At 59.0% G+C, this 17978-nt stretch carries 19 protein-coding genes; 11 read left to right on the top strand and 8 right to left on the bottom strand.

The features are described from left to right. The first annotated feature begins 89 nt into the window (after positions 1-89). From HNQ72_RS11865 to HNQ72_RS11835, 7 genes are all read left to right on the top strand, one after another. On the top strand, positions 90-1991 hold the full coding sequence (locus tag HNQ72_RS11865) for a potassium transporter Kup (protein ID WP_183992446.1): 1902 nt from the start codon (positions 90-92) through the stop codon (positions 1989-1991). A gap of 204 nt (positions 1992-2195) precedes the next feature. Beyond that, positions 2196-3374, top strand: a complete 1179-nt coding sequence (locus HNQ72_RS11860) for a cell wall hydrolase (protein ID WP_183992445.1) — start codon at positions 2196-2198, stop codon at positions 3372-3374. Between the two features lie 228 nt (positions 3375-3602). Continuing rightward, entirely contained in the window at positions 3603-3962 is a 360-nt protein-coding gene (locus HNQ72_RS11855) for an AtpZ/AtpI family protein (RefSeq protein WP_244654385.1), read from the top strand. 61 nt (positions 3963-4023) lie between these two features. Continuing rightward, a complete protein-coding gene (locus HNQ72_RS11850) occupies positions 4024-4776 on the top strand; it encodes a F0F1 ATP synthase subunit A (RefSeq protein WP_183992444.1) in 753 nt (250 codons plus the stop codon). Between the two features lie 68 nt (positions 4777-4844). Further along, positions 4845-5072, top strand: a complete 228-nt coding sequence (locus tag HNQ72_RS11845) for a F0F1 ATP synthase subunit C (RefSeq protein ID WP_112455014.1) — start codon at positions 4845-4847, stop codon at positions 5070-5072. A gap of 93 nt (positions 5073-5165) precedes the next feature. Continuing rightward, positions 5166-5777: a F0F1 ATP synthase subunit B gene (locus HNQ72_RS11840; RefSeq protein ID WP_183992443.1), complete on the top strand. Its 612-nt coding sequence runs from the start codon at positions 5166-5168 to the stop codon at positions 5775-5777. Positions 5778-5780: 3 nt separating this feature from the next. Then, complete coding sequence (locus tag HNQ72_RS11835) at positions 5781-6260, top strand: F0F1 ATP synthase subunit B (RefSeq protein ID WP_183992442.1); 480 nt, start codon at positions 5781-5783, stop codon at positions 6258-6260. Positions 6261-6387: 127 nt separating this feature from the next. Here the strand turns inward: HNQ72_RS11835 and HNQ72_RS11830 are convergent, their stop codons facing one another. The 3 genes from HNQ72_RS11830 to HNQ72_RS11820 form a co-directional block, all read right to left on the bottom strand. Continuing rightward, positions 6388-7068 carry an HAD family hydrolase gene (locus HNQ72_RS11830; protein WP_183992441.1) on the bottom strand — a complete coding sequence of 227 codons (681 nt, stop codon included), beginning with the start codon at positions 7066-7068 and terminating at the stop codon, positions 6388-6390. A 123-nt stretch (positions 7069-7191) separates the two neighbouring features. Next, complete coding sequence (locus tag HNQ72_RS11825; protein WP_183992440.1) at positions 7192-7857, bottom strand: ribonuclease HII; 666 nt, start codon at positions 7855-7857, stop codon at positions 7192-7194. Positions 7858-8142: 285 nt separating this feature from the next. Continuing rightward, on the bottom strand, positions 8143-9300 hold the full coding sequence (locus tag HNQ72_RS11820; RefSeq protein WP_183992439.1) for a PA0069 family radical SAM protein: 1158 nt from the start codon (positions 9298-9300) through the stop codon (positions 8143-8145). Between the two features lie 127 nt (positions 9301-9427). Between HNQ72_RS11820 and HNQ72_RS11815 the strand changes: the two genes are divergently transcribed. Next, positions 9428-9943, top strand: a complete 516-nt coding sequence (locus HNQ72_RS11815) for a glycosyltransferase family 2 protein (RefSeq protein WP_183992438.1) — start codon at positions 9428-9430, stop codon at positions 9941-9943. Positions 9944-9945: 2 nt separating this feature from the next. On the opposite strand, the gene moaB is transcribed toward HNQ72_RS11815, so the two are convergent. The 4 genes from moaB to HNQ72_RS11795 all read right to left on the bottom strand — a co-directional run bounded on the left by moaB (position 9946) and on the right by HNQ72_RS11795 (position 14475). Next, positions 9946-10494: a molybdenum cofactor biosynthesis protein B gene (gene moaB / locus HNQ72_RS11810; protein WP_183992437.1), complete on the bottom strand. Its 549-nt coding sequence runs from the start codon at positions 10492-10494 to the stop codon at positions 9946-9948. Continuing rightward, the gene (locus HNQ72_RS11805) at positions 10491-11471 is read right to left on the bottom strand and encodes a 4-(cytidine 5'-diphospho)-2-C-methyl-D-erythritol kinase (protein WP_244654386.1); all 981 of its coding nucleotides are present in this window, start codon (positions 11469-11471) and stop codon (positions 10491-10493) included. The genes moaB and HNQ72_RS11805 overlap by 4 nt, the downstream gene beginning before the upstream one ends. After that, positions 11471-13306, bottom strand: coding sequence for a tetratricopeptide repeat protein (locus tag HNQ72_RS11800; protein ID WP_183992436.1), 1836 nt, complete (start codon positions 13304-13306; stop codon positions 11471-11473). Before HNQ72_RS11800 ends, HNQ72_RS11805 begins: the two co-directional genes overlap by 1 nt. A gap of 152 nt (positions 13307-13458) precedes the next feature. Then, a complete protein-coding gene (locus tag HNQ72_RS11795; protein WP_183992435.1) occupies positions 13459-14475 on the bottom strand; it encodes a polyprenyl synthetase family protein in 1017 nt (338 codons plus the stop codon). Positions 14476-14571: 96 nt separating this feature from the next. On the opposite strand from HNQ72_RS11795, the gene HNQ72_RS11790 reads away from it, so the two are divergent. Both HNQ72_RS11790 and HNQ72_RS11785 read left to right on the top strand, forming a co-directional pair. Then, a complete protein-coding gene (locus HNQ72_RS11790) occupies positions 14572-14793 on the top strand; it encodes a putative signal transducing protein (RefSeq protein ID WP_183992434.1) in 222 nt (73 codons plus the stop codon). Further along, the gene (locus HNQ72_RS11785; RefSeq protein WP_183992433.1) at positions 14790-15626 is read left to right on the top strand and encodes a tRNA1(Val) (adenine(37)-N6)-methyltransferase; all 837 of its coding nucleotides are present in this window, start codon (positions 14790-14792) and stop codon (positions 15624-15626) included. The genes HNQ72_RS11790 and HNQ72_RS11785 overlap by 4 nt, the downstream gene beginning before the upstream one ends. On the opposite strand, the gene HNQ72_RS11780 is transcribed toward HNQ72_RS11785, so the two are convergent. Further along, the gene (locus HNQ72_RS11780) at positions 15595-16935 is read right to left on the bottom strand and encodes an Nramp family divalent metal transporter (protein ID WP_183992432.1); all 1341 of its coding nucleotides are present in this window, start codon (positions 16933-16935) and stop codon (positions 15595-15597) included. The two genes, HNQ72_RS11785 and HNQ72_RS11780, sit on opposite strands and share 32 nt — an antisense overlap. Positions 16936-17092: 157 nt before the next feature. Here HNQ72_RS11780 and HNQ72_RS11775 point away from each other — a divergent pair, with 157 nt between their 5' ends. Beyond that, positions 17093-17959 (top strand): S49 family peptidase, encoded by an 867-nt coding sequence (locus HNQ72_RS11775; RefSeq protein WP_183992431.1) that lies wholly within the window; start codon positions 17093-17095, stop codon positions 17957-17959. Positions 17960-17978 lie beyond the last annotated feature (19 nt).

Here is a 17978-nt window from a genome sequence, read left to right as displayed (position 1 = left end):
CGCTCTGTTCCGCCCATTCTGTTGCGCATGCCGTTATCCGTTTCATCGTCCGTCGTCTTCTGGAAAGGCTGACTGAAGTCAGGCACTCTATGGGTCACCCCGCTGAACATCACGCTGCCGAAAAGACGCGTACTCACAGCCTGTTTGCACTCACTCTCGGCTCCGTCGGCGTCGTTTACGGTGATATCGGCACCAGCCCGCTTTATGCATTCCGCGAGGCGCTGAAGCCCGTTGCCAGCGACGGCCTCACTCATATGGAAATCATCGGCCTGATCTCGCTGATGATCTGGACCCTGACGATCATCGTTACGCTGAAATACGTGATCTTTTTGCTCAGGGCCGACAACGACGGTGAAGGCGGCACGCTCTCGCTTCTGGCGCTTCTGACCAAGTCAGCCAATGGACAGCGCGCCATGCTGATGCTGCTCGGCCTGATCGGCGCAGCCCTCTTCCTTGGCGATGCGATGATAACGCCGGCGCTGTCTGTGATGTCCGCGGTCGAGGGCTTGAAACTGGTCACGCCGAAGCTGGATAGCGCGGTTCTTCCCATCTCCGTGGTTATTCTGATTGCGCTTTTCGCCATACAGTCGAAGGGCACTGCCCTGGTGTCGCGTTTCTTCGGGCCGATCACCGCCCTCTGGTTCATCGTCATGGGTGCGATAGGGCTCGTGCATATCGCCGATGATCTGAATATTCTGAAGGCCTTCAATCCCTGGTATGCGATGGAATTCATGCTGCGCGAGGGCTTTGCCGGCATCGTCGTGCTTGGTGCGGTCTTTCTGACGGTGACCGGGGCGGAAGCGCTTTATGCCGATCTTGGTCATTTCGGCCGCAAGCCGATCCAGTTGGCCTGGTTCCTTCTGGTCTACCCTGCGCTGACGCTGAATTATCTGGGCCAGGGCGCGATGGTGCTGCAGCATCCGGAAGCGATGAGCGATCCCTTCTATCTGATGTTTCCCGAATGGGCGCTTATCCCGGTCATCCTTCTGGCGACAGCTGCGACGATCATTGCCAGCCAGGCGGTGATTACCGGCGCTTTCTCGCTCGTGCGCCAGGCGATCCATCTCGGTTACCTGCCGCGCATGCAGATCCTCTTCACCTCGGAGACCAATACGGGGCAGATCTTCCTGCCTGGCGTCAACACGCTGCTGCTTGTCGGCGTGATAGCGCTCGTTCTCGGTTTCGAAAGCTCGGAGGCGCTTGCTACCGCCTATGGCATTTCGGTGACCGGCGCGATGGTGGTAACGACCCTCATGGCTTTCGAATTCGTCCGCCTTCGCTGGAACTGGCCACAGACGGTGGCGATTATGGTTTTGGCGCCATTGCTCGCCTTCGAGCTGGTTTTCCTTGGAGCCAATCTCCTGAAGATCCATGATGGCGGCTGGGTGCCGGCGATGATGGCCGCGTTCTTCACCATCATCATGTGGACCTGGAAACGCGGCACCGCGATCCTGTTCGAAAAGACGCGTCGCATCGATGTGCCGCTCGACACCTTCGTGCCTATGGTGGAGAAGAAGTCGGATCATGCTCCGGTCTCGGTGCCTGGCATCGCCATCTTTCTGACCAGCGATCCGCAAACTGCACCCGCGGCACTGCTGCACAATATCAAGCACAATCACGTTCTGCATGAGAAGAACGTCATCCTGACCATTCGCACCGTCAACAAGCCGCGCGTTTCGATCGAGGAGCGATATCGTGTCGAAAAAATCTCCGAGCGCTTCACCGTGATAGAACTGCGCTTCGGCTTCATGCAGTCGCACAATGTCTCCCAGGCGCTCGCCTATCTGCGCAAGACCGGCTTCAAGTTCGACATCATGTCGACCTCGTTTTATCTTGGCCGGAGGAAGCTGGTGCCGGATGCCGAATCGGGCATGCCCATGTGGCAGGACCGGCTCTATATCGCCATGGCCAATGCTGCGACCGACCCATCCGACTATTTCCATCTGCCGGCTAATCGTGTGGTCGAACTCGGTGCGCACGTCATCATCTGAGCGGAATGGATCACCTCTACCGCGTGTCCTTGAGGCAACATTCACGTCTTTGTTAAATGCGCGTGTGCTGAAGGAGGCTGTGGCGCAAGGCTTTCTGTCTGTGCGTTAACCGCTCATCAAGGTTAATGATTCACTCTTCAAGCATAGTCGCTGTCCCGCACGTCCTCTTGCGGGCTTCTATGGTTACCTTGTGGAGTTGCCGTTTTGCGTTCGAAAAGAGTTCTGCGTAAGAGGTCCCTGCCGCGTTGGGACAGATTGGCCTCTCCGGTTCTGTTCGGTTTTGCCGCCTGGCTGGCCTTTCCTTCCGTTCCCTCCCAGGGTGACCTCACTGACCTGTTTTCCGGTGTGAACGGGCCGTCTGAAAGCTGGAGGATGGTGATTACCCAGTCGCCGGCCGGATCGCTCCACACGGCCTCGCTTGCCTTTCCGGGTGGCTCGCATGTGCTTGGCGGCGATGCCGGCGTCGCGCTGCCGGACGGGCGCAGGGTGGCGTTGGCCGACAAGGACAAGCCGGGCGAAGGGACGCCCGACGAAGATCGCATCAACCGCTCTGAAAAGAAGGGCCGCATCGTTGCCGTCATGCCGATGCTGCCGCCGAAGGCATTCTCTGCCGGCTCCATCCTCGATCGTTCGAGTTCGCTGACAAAGCCTGTCGATGACGAGGATGAGATGACTGCCTTCGTCAAGGTCGCCAAGGGCGAGCAGGCCAGTCAGCAACCGGTCGAAGTGGCCGAATTCTATTTCCGCAAGGACGAGGTGAAGGAAAAGAGCCTTCCGCCGATGATCGCCAGCCTCGTGACTAACGATCATGCCGATATCCTCGCCACGGCCTATGCCTCGTCCGCACCGGATTTTTCCCGCCAGTCACCTTTCGATGCAATTCTGAAGAAGCCCGAGGCGGGAAGGTTCATCCCGCCGATCGGTCCGGAAGACCACGCCTGGGCGGCCAATCCGCTGCCGGCCGATTCCTTCTCGCCCAAACAGCAGCAGTGCCTGGCATCCGGCATCTACTTCGAGGCGCGGGGCGAATCGGTGCGCGGCCAGGCCGCGGTCGCCCAGGTCATCCTCAATCGGGTGCGCAATCCGGCATATCCGGATACCATCTGCGATGTCGTCTATCAGAACGAGGATTGGCGAAACCGCTGCCAGTTTTCCTTCGCCTGCGACAATATCAAGGACCGGATACGCTCGCAGGATCATTGGAAGACGGCGCGTGAGGTGGCCATGGCCGTCACCGCGGGCAAGATCTGGATGCCGGAGGTCGGCTCTGCGACACATTATCACGCAACCTATGTCCGACCGAACTGGGCGAAGACGATGAAAAAGGTCGGACGCATCGGTTTACACGTCTTCTATAGAACCTATGGTGGTGGTTGGAGCTGATACAAGCGCCCCAGTGCCCGCCGATTCCCGCAACAGTTTTATCCGCCATAGCGTCACTTATGCTATAAGGCGATGAATTCATTAGCTTTAAAACGCTTGTGGCAAGCTTGTTCAGCGCCTTGACTAGCAAGGCGGTGAAAACTATGTTGCGCGCACTTGAAAGAGGGCCGGAAGGCGCGAAATCCCTCGCTAACCGTTGCACGGCTTTGCCGTGCGGGAGAGCCGGTGATGGAGGATGCGATGGACGACCCTGATGATGGTCTTGATGAGCGCCGGAAGCGCCTTTCTGCAGCCTTGGCTGAAAGAAAGGCGGAAGACGCGGCAGAGGATCGGAAGAACGGACAGTCGGAAGCCAGCCGCAAGGGCATGGCGCTCGGATTGAAGATTTCCTCCGAATTCATCTCTGCGATCGCGGTTGGCGGGATCATAGGCTATCTGATTGATTGGGCCATCGGCTCAAAACCCTGGGGGATGATACTTTTTGTCCTCCTCGGTTTTTGTGCCGGTGTGCTAAGTGTGCTCCGCGCTGTAGGTATGGTGGCTCAACCGCCGCACCTTGAAAGCCGGAGCAGTAAAGACAAGAAGTGAGGCGACCTCGGGTCGTCTTGGTGAACAGGCCGCGCGGGCGGTCATCGAAAGAGGGTAAACGGTGGCAAACGATCCGATCCATCAGTTCCACATCAACACGATCGTGCCGATTGAAATCGGTGGCATCGACTTCTCTTTCACCAATGCTTCCCTGTTCATGGTTGCGACAGTCGCTATTGCAGCCGGCTTTCTCTATTTCTCGACCTCGCAGCGCTCGCTGATCCCGGGCCGCGCGCAGTCGGTTGCCGAAATGTCCTATGAATTCGTCGCAAATATGTTGCGAGAAGGGGCGGGCAGCCACGGCATGAAATTCTTCCCGTTGGTCTTTTCGCTGTTCATGTTCATCCTGACGGCGAACCTGATCGGCATGTTCCCTTACTTCTTCACCGTCACCAGCCAGATCATCGTCACCTTCGCCCTGTCGATCCTGGTCGTCGGTCTCGTCGTGGTCTACGGTTTTGCCAAGCACGGTTTTCGCTTCCTCAAGCTCTTCGTGCCGTCTGGCGTTCCCGGCGCGCTGCTGCCGCTGGTCGTTCTGATCGAGGTCATCTCGTTCATCGCCCGCCCGATCAGCCTCTCGGTTCGTTTGTTCGCAAACATGCTGGCCGGCCACATCACGCTCAAGGTTTTCGCAGGCTTCGTGACCTCGCTCGGTGCACTCGGTGCGCTCGGCATCGGCACGGCCATCCTGCCCCTCATCATGACCGTCGCTCTGACCGGTCTGGAATTTCTCGTTGCATTCCTTCAGGCCTACGTCTTCGCAGTCCTGACATGCATGTACCTGAACGATGCCCTGCATCCGGACGGTCACTGAGAAATAAAGTCGTTGGTGCTTGAGGGCACCAGTCCAAAGCCGCAACAAACCATTCGAAGGAGTTCATCATGGACGCGGAAGCAGCAAAGTACATCGGCGCAGGTATCGCTTGCCTCGGCATGGGTGGCGCAGGCATCGGCCTCGGCACGATTTTCGGCAACTACCTGTCGGGCGCTCTGCGTAACCCGTCGGCTGCTGATGGCCAGTTCGGCCGCCTGATCTTCGGCTTCGCCGTTACGGAAGCTCTGGGCATCTTCTCGCTGCTCGTAGCTCTCCTTCTCCTGTTCGCTGTCTAAGACTTAATCGTCTAGCGGCATAGGATAGGATCACGGCCGGCCGGAAACGGTGAGCCGTGATCCACTTTATATGGAATTCACCTGGAGGTGATGATGTTCGTGACCTCGGCATACGCGCAGACCGCGCCGGCCGCATCTGAAACGCCTGCTGCGCCCGCAGGCGAGGTTCATACCGAAACCGGCGTCGCTCACGGCGGAGAGCATGAGTCTGCGGGTTTCCCGCCATTCGACTCGTCGCATTTCGCGTCGCAGCTGCTCTGGCTCGCCATCACCTTTGGCCTTTTCTATCTCGTCATTCAGAAGGTCATCATGCCGCGCGTTGGCGGCATCATCGAAGATCGCAAGGGCCGTATCGCCGGCGATCTCGAAGAAGCAAGCCGCCTGAAGGCGGAAGCCGACGCAGCTGTCGAGACCTACGAAAAGGAACTGGCTCAGGCCCGTTCCAAGGCGAACGGCATTGCTGACGCTGCCCGCAACGACGCCAAGGCCAAGGCCGCTGCCGATCGCACCGCGATCGAAGCGGAACTTGCAGCCAAGCTTGCTGCAGCCGAAACCCGCATCGGCGAAATCAAGTCCAAGGCTTTTGCCGAAGTGGGCACGATTGCCGAGGAAACCGCGACCGCGATCGTCGATCAGCTGATCGGCGGCAAGGCCACCGGCGACGACATCAAGGCTGCTGTCGCAGCTGCCAAGACGGGAGCCTGATCCATGGACGCAACATTTTGGGCCCTTATCGGTCTCGTCCTCTTCCTTGGCCTGATGGTCTACATCAAGGTTCCGGGCGTGATGGCGAAGTCGCTGGACAAGCGCGCCGACAACATCCGCGCCGAACTTAACGAGGCAAAGCGCCTGCGTGAGGAAGCCCAGGCACTGCTGGCCGAATACCAGAAGAAGCGCAAGGAAGCCGAAGCCGAAGCTGCAGCCCTGCTGGCCGCTGCCGAACGCGAAGCCGCTCTTCTCACCGAGGAAGCCCGCCAGAAAACCGAGGAATTCGTTGCTCGCCGCAACGCGCTCTCGGAACAGAAGATCAAGCAGGCTGAAGCCGACGCCATCACCGCCGTCAAGTCCGCCGCCATCGACATCGCTGTCGAAGCAGCCGGCAAGGTGATTGCTTCGAAGACCGACAAGACCACCCAGACCGCCCTCTTCAAGGACGCCGTCGCCAAGGTCCAGTCACGCCTGAACTGATTTCGATCATATATGGAATTTGAAAAAGCCGGGTGGAAACGCCCGGCTTTTTTGTTATTTGGTCGAAATATGCCGAGGTGAGGGGTATTTGTATGCTGCCCGCGTCGTCATTCATAACGCCCTAATACTAGGCTCGATGCCAATGTTCAATAATGGGCCTTAGTTCCTGCAATCTACTGATCGTGGCACTGGGTTCAAATGAATAAGCGTGAGGCCACTCGGCTCCATTCGGGAACCAAACTGTTCGCATACCGACGGAGCGAGCGCCTAGAATATCGGCTTCAGGGGAATCTCCGACAAATAAGCAGTCCTCCACCTTCACCGATAGTCTCTCTGCTGCTTTAAGGAAAATTGCAGCATCGGGTTTCCTGCAGCCCTCCTGTTCGGAGATTAGGTATGTGTCCACCAGACGATCGAGATTCAGTGCCAATAATGTTCTCAGCTGGATATGAGTTTGGCCATTGCTGACGATCGCGGTCTTAATGCCGGCATTCCTCAGCCATAGGAGAGTATCTCTCGTGTCTTCAAAGGGACGAGCATAACGCCAAGCGTTCACTTCGTAATCGTCGAACAAATCGCCAGCTAAGTGCTCATTGCTGCTGCCGATCTCATCAACAATGGTCCGATATACATCACGTTTTGAAACACGCCCTCGGTTATCCAGCTGGAGAAACCTATCAGCTAACTCATTAAAATTGCGAAATCTGCCAATTGCAATTCGTAAAAATTGCTGCTGGATAAAGATGCGCAAGGACGAGGATCTATCAAATAAGGTCTCATCCAGATCAAACATAACAGCAGGTATCATGCGGGATGTCCCATTTAGGATTTAAATCTCCTTGGGGGCGTACATGCCGTGCACGTCAAACAAATGACCTAGCTGATGCTCTGCCAGAAATAGCATCGATTGTTCGGTCGAAGGACGAAAATTCTATCTTTCCGACACATCGTCCGTCTTCAACGGCCGAAAGCTCATCCGGTGCAAAGCACAAGGCCCGTCCGAGATGATCGCGTCGCGATGCTGTTTCGTCCCGTAGCCGGCATGTTTCGCAAAGCCGTAGGCCGGGTAAACGAGGCCGGCGCGGTCCATCATCCGGTCTCGCGTCACCTTGGCGATGATCGAGGCGGCGGCGATCGAGACGGAACGGCTGTCGCCCTTGATGACGGCAGTACCGGAACAGGAAAAGCCCTTGGGCACGTCACGGCCATCGACCAGTACATGTGCCGGAGCGACCGGTAGGCCGCCGACAGCACGGCGCATGGCATCGAGGCTGGCGCGCAGAATGTTCATGTCGTCGATCAGGCGCGGGCCGGACGAGGCGATCGACACATGGGCGGTCGCCATGATCGCCTCAAACAGGGCTTCGCGCTGCTTGAGCGAGAGTTTCTTGGAATCGTTGAGACCGGCCGGGATATTGTCGGGATCGAGGATCACCGCTGCGGCGACCACCGGGCCGGCGAGCGGCCCACGGCCTGCCTCGTCGGTTCCGGCAACTGGCCAGTGCCCGGCATTGCGGGCGGCAAGTTCCAGGCTGAAATCACAGGTGAGGGGAATATCGAAAAGCATCGGAGAATCGGGCGGCGTGTGAACCAACATGGCGGCAAGCTCGCACGCCGTCCCGATCTCCTGCAACCCCGAAAGCGAGTGCGGCTTCGCTTTCCACCGCGCTCATGGCGGTGGGCTCGGGGCAATGTTCTCGGCGGAGCAAGGGGGCGGAGACCTTACCGAGAACGAAGTTGAATATGCCTTGCCTCACGGAAGGCGCATGAATGATATGAAACTCGACATGCGAAGGACTGAAGAAAAATTTGGCTGAGAATGCGCGGGCATTCTTGGACGATTCCCTTCCTGCGTGTCCTTCTGACGCTATGGTTCCTTATCTTAGAGAAGCGAAAGCTGGATGCCGCCGCCATTCGGGCGGATGAACAGGTCGTCGCGCAAATGCATGCCGCGCCGCCCGAGCCCCAGTCGCTTGGTCGTCATTTCGAAACGGCGGCCGATCTGCCAGGCATAAGGACCGGCACCCTTCATCCGCTTGCCGAACTCGGCATCGTAATCCTTGCCGCCTCGCATCGAGCGGATCAGTGACATCACATGCCGGTAGCGATCCGGATAGTTGCGCAGCAACCAGTCGCGAAACAGCGGGCTTACTTCCAGCGGTAGGCGAAGCAGGACGTAGCTTGCTTCCGTCGCACCCGCCGCATGGCCGGCATCCAGAATGCGTTCGATCTCATGGTCGTTCAGCGCAGGAATGATCGGCGAAGCCATGATCGCCGTCGGTATGCCGGCATCCGAAAGCGCCTTGATCGCTTCCAGTCGCTTGGACGGTGTCGAGGCACGTGGTTCCATCGTGCGCGCCAGCTTGCGATCGAGCGTCGTTACAGAAATCCCGACCTTGGCCAGGCCCTTCGAGGCCATGTCGGAAAGAATGTCGATATCGCGCATGACGAGCGCCGATTTCGTCACGATCACCACCGGATGATTGGCCTTCTGCAGCACTTCGAGGATCTGGCGCATGATCCGCCATTCCCGCTCGATCGGCTGGTAGGGATCGGTATTGGTGCCGATTGCGATTGCCCGGACCTTGTAATCCGGCTTGCTGAGTTCGCGCTCGAGCAGCCGTGGCACGTCCGGCTTGGCAAACAGTTTTGCTTCGAAATCGAGACCCGGCGAAAGGCCCATGAAACTGTGGCTCGGCCTTGCAAAACAATAGATGCAACCATGCTCGCAGCCGCGATAGGGATTGATCGAGCGGTCGAAGCCGATATCGGGGCTGTCGTTGCGCGTAATCGCCGTTTTCGGCTTCTCGACCTGCACTTCCGTGCGGAACGGCTCCAGCTCCTCGAGCGTTTGCCAGCCGTCATCGAATACCTCGCGGCGCTCCTCCTCGAAGCGTCCGCTCGGGTTCAGACCGGCGCCTCTGCCGCGCCGCCGATCGATCTCGATCCTGAGCCCGGACGATTGGACCAGTGCATCGGCAATGTCAGCCGTATGGGCGGGCGCAAACGCACCCTGCCGCAGTTGGGACAGCTCTGTCATTGAAGGCTCCTGACGGGATCATTTCCCGTTCTCGATGACTAAATTCCTATCGCCAAAATGAGAACATTGCAAGAACAAACTTTGTTCATTGCTGGCTTTTGCGTGAGCTATGGGTTAAAGGTCAGAAATGCTGACTGTTTTGATGGAATGCAGGGACCAGGAAGCCGAGCTTGCTCAGACGCTTTCGATCCTTGTCACTGCCGCCGTGGAAGGACTTGTAAGTGACGTGATCGTGCTCGATCACGCGTCGCGCGATGGTTCGTCCCGCGTGGCGGATGCTGCCGGCTGCCGGTTTCACAATCATTGGGACATCAAGGATGTCTTGCGCAGCGCGCGGGGTGAATGGCTGCTGTTCATCGAGGCGGGCGCACGTCCGCAAAGCGGCTGGATCGAGGAAGTCATCGAGCATCTGGCGATCCACAAGCAGCCGGCGCGCTTTTCGCCGTCGCGCAATTACCGCCGGTCGTTCTTCCAGCGTATCGGGCGTTCCGTTCCGCCGCTGGAATACGGGCTGATCCTGCCGAAGAAGAGCGCGATTGCGGTCGCCAAATCGGGCATGAGTCTGGAAGCGCTGGCAAAGGGCCACAAGGCGACGAAGCTGATGAGCCAGCTTATTCCGGCATGGGTCGTCAAGAGCCGGTAATCTCAGCCTTTGGTGCGCTTAAGATGTTCGTCCAGCCGCGGCAGGATCTCGACGAAATTGCAGGGCATGTGGCGATAGTCGAGCTGCGCCTTCAATATCCCGTCCCAGGCATCCTTGCAGGCGCCGGGCGAGCCGGGAATGACGAAGATATAGGTGGCATTGAGTACGCCGCCCGTGGCGCGCGACTGGATCGTCGATGTGCCGATCTTGTCATAGGAAATACGGTGAAACAGCGCCGAAAACCCATCCATCCGCTTTTCGAACAACGGCTCTAGCGCTTCCGGCGTCACGTCGCGGCCGGTAAAGCCGGTGCCTCCGGTGGTGATGACGACATCGATCTCCGGGTCGAGCGTCCAGGCCGTCACCTGTCCGGCGATCTTTTCGCGGTCGTCGGTAACGATGGCGCGGGCTTTCAGTATGTGCCCTGCCGCCTCGATGCGGTCGACGAGCGTCTGGCCCGACTTGTCGTCTTCGAGTGTGCGCGTATCGGAGACAGTCAGGACCGCGATGCCGAGCGGAATGAAGCTGCGCATTTCGTCTATCCCGATCATTGTTTCGCTCCGATGGTCCGTGCGGCTGTGAAATACCAGTCTGGCCGCTTGCTCTGAAGATGGTTCACAGCGTTTACCGCTTTGGCTGTCGTTTCAAACAGTCCGAAATATGTCGCACCGGAACCGGACATGCGGGCAAGCCACGCATCTTCGGTCGCCATCAGTTCGGAAAGCTCGCTGATCTCGCTGACCAGCGAGCGCGCCGGCGGCTCCAGATCGTTGCGCAGGGCGCTGAGATCGGCTTGCCAGTCTCCGGTAAGGGCTGGAATGGCAGGATTGTTCCTGTTCGTCAGCCGCCGAAAAATATCCGGTGTCGAAACGCCGCGAAGCGGATTGCCGAGCACGATGGCGAAAGACGGCATGGTATCGAGCATGGTGATGTCCTCACCGATGCCTCTTGCGGCAAGCGGCCGGCTTTTCAGGCACATCGGCACATCGGCGCCGAGCGAAAGCGCAAGTGCCGAAAGTTCCAGCTCGCTGATTTGCGCATCCCACAGGCGTAGCAGACCGCGCAGGGTTGCTGCCGCATCGGCCGATCCGCCACCGATGCCAGAGGCGATCGGCAGGTTCTTTTGCAGATGGATGGTAACCGGCGGAGCAGTAATACCTTTCGCGTCAAGCACAGTACGCAGAATATCGCGAGCCTTGAGTACCAGGTTCTGCTGGACTGCATCTGGATCAGGTGAGAGCCCTTCGCCAAACCGGCCGGAAATCGAAAATGCGTCCTTTTCGGAAAGGCTGAAACCCAGCCGGTCTCCGGCGGGTGCACCTTCTCTCGCATCGTCCGTATCGGCGGCAAAGGTTACGAGACTGTCGAGCAGGTGATACCCGTCCGCGCGCCGGCCGACGGCATGCAGCGCCAGATTGATCTTCGCCGGCGCAAATTCGGTAATCGCAAATTCGGTGAGGGCGAAGCCGAAAAGGCCCGCATCTGTGGCGGGCCTTTTGATTTCGGACGATGTCATGTCCAGAGACATCAGGACTTCTTGTCGGGCGTAGCAGGAGCCGGAGCGATCTGAGCCGGCGTTTCCGTCTGGTTGCGCACCGTATTGGTGGCATTCGGATCGAGCGCCGGCAGGCCGTTTTCGATCTTCTGCTTCACATGCTCGCGGTTGACGTCTTCACCTTCGGAGATGAGCGTGCGGTTCCACTGGTAGACGGCTTCGAGCTTGCGCCCGACCCGCCAATAGGCGTCACCCAGATGGTCGTTGATCGTGGCATCGCCGGCGCGCAGCTGGATCGCCTTTTCAAGCTCCGTCACCGCATCGTCGAAGCGGCCGAGGCGATAGTAAGCCCAGCCGAGCGAATCGACGATATAGCCGTCATCGGGGCGCGCATCGACGGCCGCCTGGATCATCTTCAGGCCTTCGTCCAGGTTGAGGTTCATGTCGACCAGCGAATAGCCGAGATAATTCAGAACCTGCGCCTGTTCAGGGTTCAGTTCCAGTGCCTTGCGGAAATTGGGTTCGGCCTTCGGCCATTCCTTCAGGCGCTCATAGGCAATGCCGCGCTGGAAGAACACCGACCAGTCGCTCTGCCGCGGCACCGAGCCGATGACTTCTACGGCCTTGTCGTAATTCGCGGCCATCTCCTTGTAGTCCTTGGCCTCGGAAAGAACGCTGCCATAGGCGATGTAACTGCGGATATCGGCCGGGTCGGACTGTATCAGTTCCTTCAGGTGGCTCTTGGCCTCATCGATCTTGCCGGTATCGGAAAGCGTGATGCCGAGCTGCAGTTCGGAAATCCGCCGCATCGGCGAATCCTCGGGAACCTGCTGGTAGAATGCGATGGCGCGCTGCGGCTGTTCCAGCTTTTCGGCAATGCCGCCGAGCATGATCAGCGTATCGGCGCTCTTCTCGTCGAGCGCATGAGAGATCTGCAGGTAAAGCGCCACCATGTCTTCCGCACCCTGGCGGTTCAGTGCCCCGCCGATGGAGAAGAGCACGCCGGCTGCACCTTCGGCAGCAGTGGTGACTTGCTGGGCCGGCGTTTCACCCTTCTCGATGCTCTGGCGAAGCGCCTTGAGCGGAGCGTAATTGGAGATCATGCCGTCGCCGACCGAGATCGCATCGAGCGCTTTCTGCTTATTGCCGGCCGAGGCTTCCAATCGCGCCAGCGCCATGACGGCGCGCATGAACGTATCCGGGGCGGTAGCGACCGCTTCATTATTGGTCACGGCCCGGTTGAGATACTGGCGGGCGGTCGAGGTGTCACCGGCGACAATCGCCATTGCACCGAGATGGTAATCGGTAAAGACCTTGAACCAGGCGGGACCTTTAAGGCCGCTGATCGTCGAGATCGCCTTCTTACCCTTCCCGGCACCGACCTCGGCCCAGCCGGACAGAAGAAGATGCGTCAACCGGTCGAGATCGTTCGGTCCCTCATAGGCAAGAATCTTCTTGGCGCTGTCGTATTTGCCGCTGCGCAGCGCATCCAGTCCGCGCACGATCTTCGTCACGCGCTCGACGGCGGTATCGCCTTTCAGCGCGTCGGCTTCCTTCAGCCCCTCGGCAAAATCGCCGTTGAGAAGAAGCGAGATCATCAGCCGTTCGCGGATTTCCAGATTGGCAGGCTCGAAATCGAGCGCCTTGCGATAAAGCGCGATTGCTGTCGGATAGTCGTGATCGACATCGGCCGTGCGGGCAGCGAGAAACGCGCCGGCAAACGACTTCACGTCACGCGCCCCGAACGTCGCCGCCTTCTCTTCGGCAGGCTTGGCTTCCGGTGTGGCGGCGCCCGCCACAGAACCGAACACCAGGCATGCCGCGAGCGCGACGCTGGAAAGCAGGAGATGACGGTTTGTCTGCCGCATAAACGGGCCTTTCATGAAAGCTGGCGTGTCGGCGACGCGTCGCCGCAGGAATGCGCCGAATGATTCATAACAGAATGGCTTTTTTGAAGCAGGTCCGCAAGGAAATCTGCCGCGAGCACAGCTATCCCCAAAGGGGTGTCACGGCAGATTGATCAGTTCACCCGCTGGATGGTGAAGTCGATGACTTCCATCATCGCATCCTTGAGCGGACCGGCTGGAAGCGGTGCAAGAGCATCGCGAGCGATCTTGCCGTAATGCAAGGCACGCGCGATCGTATCCTTCAGCGCATCGTGCTTCGTGATCAGACCTAGCGCCTTTTCAAGGTTCTCGTCGCTGCTCTCGCCCTTTTCGATCGCGCTGCGCCAGAAAGCCTGTTCTTCCTGCGTGCCGCGACGGAAAGCGAGGATGACGGGAAGGGTGATCTTGCCCTCACGGAAATCGTCGCCGACATTCTTGCCGAGATCGGCAGACTTGCCGCCGTAATCCAGTGCGTCATCGACCATCTGGAAGGCGTAGCCGAGGTTCATGCCGTAGGAGCGCAGGGCCGAACGGCTTGCCTTGTCGGCATTGGCGATGATCGGGCCGACTTCGGCGGCCGCGGCAAACAGTGCCGCCGTCTTGGCGCGGATGACGGAGAGATAATCGTCCTCGGTCGTTTCAAGGTTCTTGGCGACGGAAAGCTGCAGCACTTCACCTTCGGCAATCACGGCGGCTGCGGTCGCAAGCACGTCGAGCGCTTCGAGCGAACCGACATCAACCATCATCTTGAACGCCTGGCCGAGCAGGAAGTCGCCGACGAGGACGCTTGCCTGGTTGCCCCAGATCATTCGGGCGGTGGACTTGCCGCGGCGAAGATCGCTTTCATCGACCACGTCGTCATGCAGAAGCGTCGCCGTGTGCATGAATTCGACGGATGTCGCGAGTTTCACATGGCCTTCGCCCTGGTACCCGAACATCGAAGCCGATGCGAGCGTCAGCATCGGGCGCAGCCGCTTGCCGCCGGAAGAGATCAGATGGTTGGCCACTTCCGGGATCATCTGTACATCCGAGCCGGCCTTAGACAGGATCAACTGGTTGACGCGATCCATGTCCGTCTTGGTGAGATCCACCAGCGGCTTTACGGATGCAGATTTGTTTTTGCCTTCTTCAAGCGATATGACGACGCCCAAGTTCAGGCCTCCCTGGAAATGTATGAGACGAGACTAGTAAGTCGTCATAGGGCGGTAGGGCAAAAACATAAAGGGCTTTTCACGAAAGGGTGCCTGATGATCGAGCTTATCCGCACCAATGATGTCGTCACACTGTCACTTGCGGAAAGCCTGATGAAGGATGCCGGTATCCATTGCCTTGTCGCCGACCAGTCCATGAGCGTGCTGGAAGGTTCGCTTGGCCTTTTGCAACGCCGTCTGTTGGTGGAAGATGGGCGCGCTGAAGAAGCCCGCACCATCCTGCGCGATGCCGGCCTGGAGGCCGAATTGCGGCCATGAATGCACCCGACCTGACCAAGCCCGATCCGCGGGGACATGAGTTCACCATCGACGCTTTCCATCGGGGGCGCTTTCATGTCGTACAGCCCAGGAATGAAGGGCATCGCTCGGGCATAGATGCCATGCTGCTTGCCTCGCTGGTGGCGAGCGAAGGGCCTTCAAGCGTTGCCGATCTGGGCTCCGGGGCAGGGGCGGCCGGCCTTGCGGTCGCCTCGCGGCTTGGCGAGGCTCGTGTTCTTTTGATCGAGAAGTTCCCGGTCATGGCCGATTACGCCAGACGGAGCATTGGACTACCCGAAAACACCTTCCTCGCGGACCGCGTGAGCGTGGTCGAAGCGGACGTGACATTGACGGGCAAGGCGCGGGTCGCGGCAGGTCTTGAGGACGAGGTTCACGATCACGTCATCATGAACCCGCCCTTCAACCACGCCGGGGATAGGAAGACGCCCGACAACCTCAAGGCGGAAGCCCATGCGCTGACGGACGGCCTGTTCGAAGCCTGGCTGAAGACGGCAGGCGCAATCATGAAGCCCGGCGGGCAGCTGTCGCTGATCGCACGGCCTGAATCGATTGCCGATATTCTTTCCGCCTGCGGAAAACGTTTCGGCGGCGTGGAAATCACCCCCGTCCATCCGCGACCCGGCGAAGACGCGACCCGCATTCTCGTGACGGCGATCAAGGGATCAAAGGCAAGGCTGATATTCCGCGCCCCGCTTGTCGTGCATGGTCCAGACGGCCATTCGTTCAACGCCGATGTCGACGACCTGAACAATGGCCGCTCGGCCTATGTGCGTCGCGTTGTCAGCCGCTCACCACGTCGATCAGCAGTTTGACATTGAGCGCGGCAATGGCGAGCGCAATCAGATAGGCAAGCGCCGCCAGCCAGCGTGGCGCGACGAGTGCGCCCATCTTCGCCTTGCTGGTCGTGAACATGACCAGCGGAAACACGGCGAAGGAAAGCTGCAGGCTGAGCACGACTTGTGTGAGGATCAGAAGCTCGGATGTTCCCGCGTCGCCATACCAGATGGTGACGATGCCGGCCGGCACGATCGCGATCGCCCGGGTGACCACGCGCCTGACCCACGGTTTCAGCTTGATATGCAGAAAACCTTCCATGACGATCTGCCCGGCAAGCGTTGCCGTCACGGTCGAGTTGAGGCCGCAGCAGAGCAGGGCGATGCCGAAGAAAACCGGTGCCAGAGCCAGCCCGAGGATGGGCGACAGAAGCGCATTCGCCTGGCCGAGTTCGACCACATTGGTGTGCCCGTTGGCATTGAAGGCCGCGGCCGCAAGAATGAGAATTGCAGCATTGATCATCAGCGCGAAGGTAAGCGCAACGGTGGAATCGATCGTTGCAAATTTCAGGGCTTCACGCTTTTCCGGCACCGTCTTGCCGAAATCGCGCGTCTGCACGATGCCGGAATGAAGGTAAAGATTATGCGGCATCACGGTCGCGCCTAAAATGCCGAGCGCCAGATAGAGCATTTCCGGGTTCTTGACGATTTCCGTCGTCGGCACGAAGCCGAAGGCGACCTCCGACCAGACCGGATCGGCAAAGAAGATCTGCACGCCGAAACAGACGGCGATGACCCCGAGAAGCGTGATGATGAAGGCCTCGACCCAGCGGAAACCGAGCCGCTGCAGATAGAGGATCAGAAATACGTCGAGCGAAGTGACGAGAACGCCGACTTCCAGCGAGATGCCGAAAATCAGGTTGAGCCCGATCGCCGTGCCGATCACCTCGGCAATATCTGTAGCGATGATGGCGATCTCCGCCAATGCCCAGAGAACGACCGAAACCGACCGCGGAAAGGCATCACGGCAGGCCTGCGCCAGATCGCGGCCCGAGGCGATCGCCAGCCGGGCGCAGAGCGATTGCAGCACGATCGCCATCAGGTTTGAAAGCAGTGCGACCGAAAGTAGCGCGTAACCGAATTTCGACCCGCCGGCGAGCGAGGTCGCCCAGTTGCCGGGATCCATATAGCCGACTGCTACAAGGTACCCCGGCCCGGCAAAGGCTAGAATGCGCCTGAGCTTCGAACCGTGGCGGGTGACCTTGACTGATTGATAGACATCCGACAGCGACGCCTCGCGGGCATCTTGCCGCCAGCCACTCTCGGTCTTTATGCGGGAGAAATCCATGTGATCCTCGGATAGGCAATGCCGGCATCTTGCTTGTTTGGAATGAAATTGCAAGTCATTCGCAATAAGCCGTAAACCTTGGTTGGAACACAGCGATTGCACTTGTCGTTCCAATGCCTACATGCATTGCTGAACCGATATTCTGGAAGGATCTTAAATGGCTGGCTTGTTCAATCGTCTGCTCCCGAAGCGTTTTCGCAAGAAGGGATTGGCGATACCTGTCGTTCGCCTGCATGGGGCGATCATGACGGGCGGAAGCCAGTTCAAGCCGACATTGAGCCTGGCGACGGCAGCCCCGATGCTGGAAAAGGCATTCGCCAACAAGGAGACGCCGGTTGTTGCCATCTCGGTGAACTCCCCGGGCGGCTCGCCCGTGCAATCGCGGCTGATCTTCCAGCGCATCCGGGCGCTTGCCGAAGAAAAGCAGAAGAAGGTGTTGATCTTCGTCGAGGATGTCGCGGCCTCAGGCGGCTACATGATCGCGCTGGCGGGTGACGAGATCTTTGCCGACCCGACCTCGATCGTCGGTTCGATCGGTGTCGTTTCGGGCGGCTTCGGTTTCCCTGAAATGCTGAAGAAGATCGGCATCGAGCGTCGCGTCTATACCGCCGGTGAAAACAAGGTCATCCTCGATCCGTTCCAGCCGGAAAAGGATAGCGATATCGAATATCTGAAGACGCTGCAGGTCGAGATCCACAAGGTCTTTATCGACATGGTGAAGATGCGCCGCGGCGAGCGTCTGTCCGATGACGGGGAGATTTTCTCCGGCCTGTTCTGGACCGGTTCGAGAGGTCTGGAGCTCGGCCTGATCGACGGGCTTGGCGATATGCGCGAAGTCTTGAAACGCCGCTTCGGCAAGGATGTCCGCCTCGAACTGATCGGCAGCGCCCGCACCCTGTTCGGCAAGCGGCTGCCAGGCGTGGATGTATCGACACCGGCCTTTGGTGAAATCGCCGCGCAAGCGGGGGCGGGACTTGCCGCCAGTATCGAAGAAAGGGCATTGTGGAGCCGATACGGGCTCTGATGCCTGATGCGCTTCGCCT

The sequence above is a fragment of the Aliirhizobium wenxiniae genome, from assembly GCF_014201355.1.
In the GTDB taxonomy this organism is placed as follows: Bacteria; Pseudomonadota; Alphaproteobacteria; order Rhizobiales; family Rhizobiaceae; genus Neorhizobium; species Neorhizobium wenxiniae.
The sequence above is the reverse complement of the archived record's forward strand: the minus strand, read 5'-3'. Positions and strand labels throughout refer to the sequence as shown.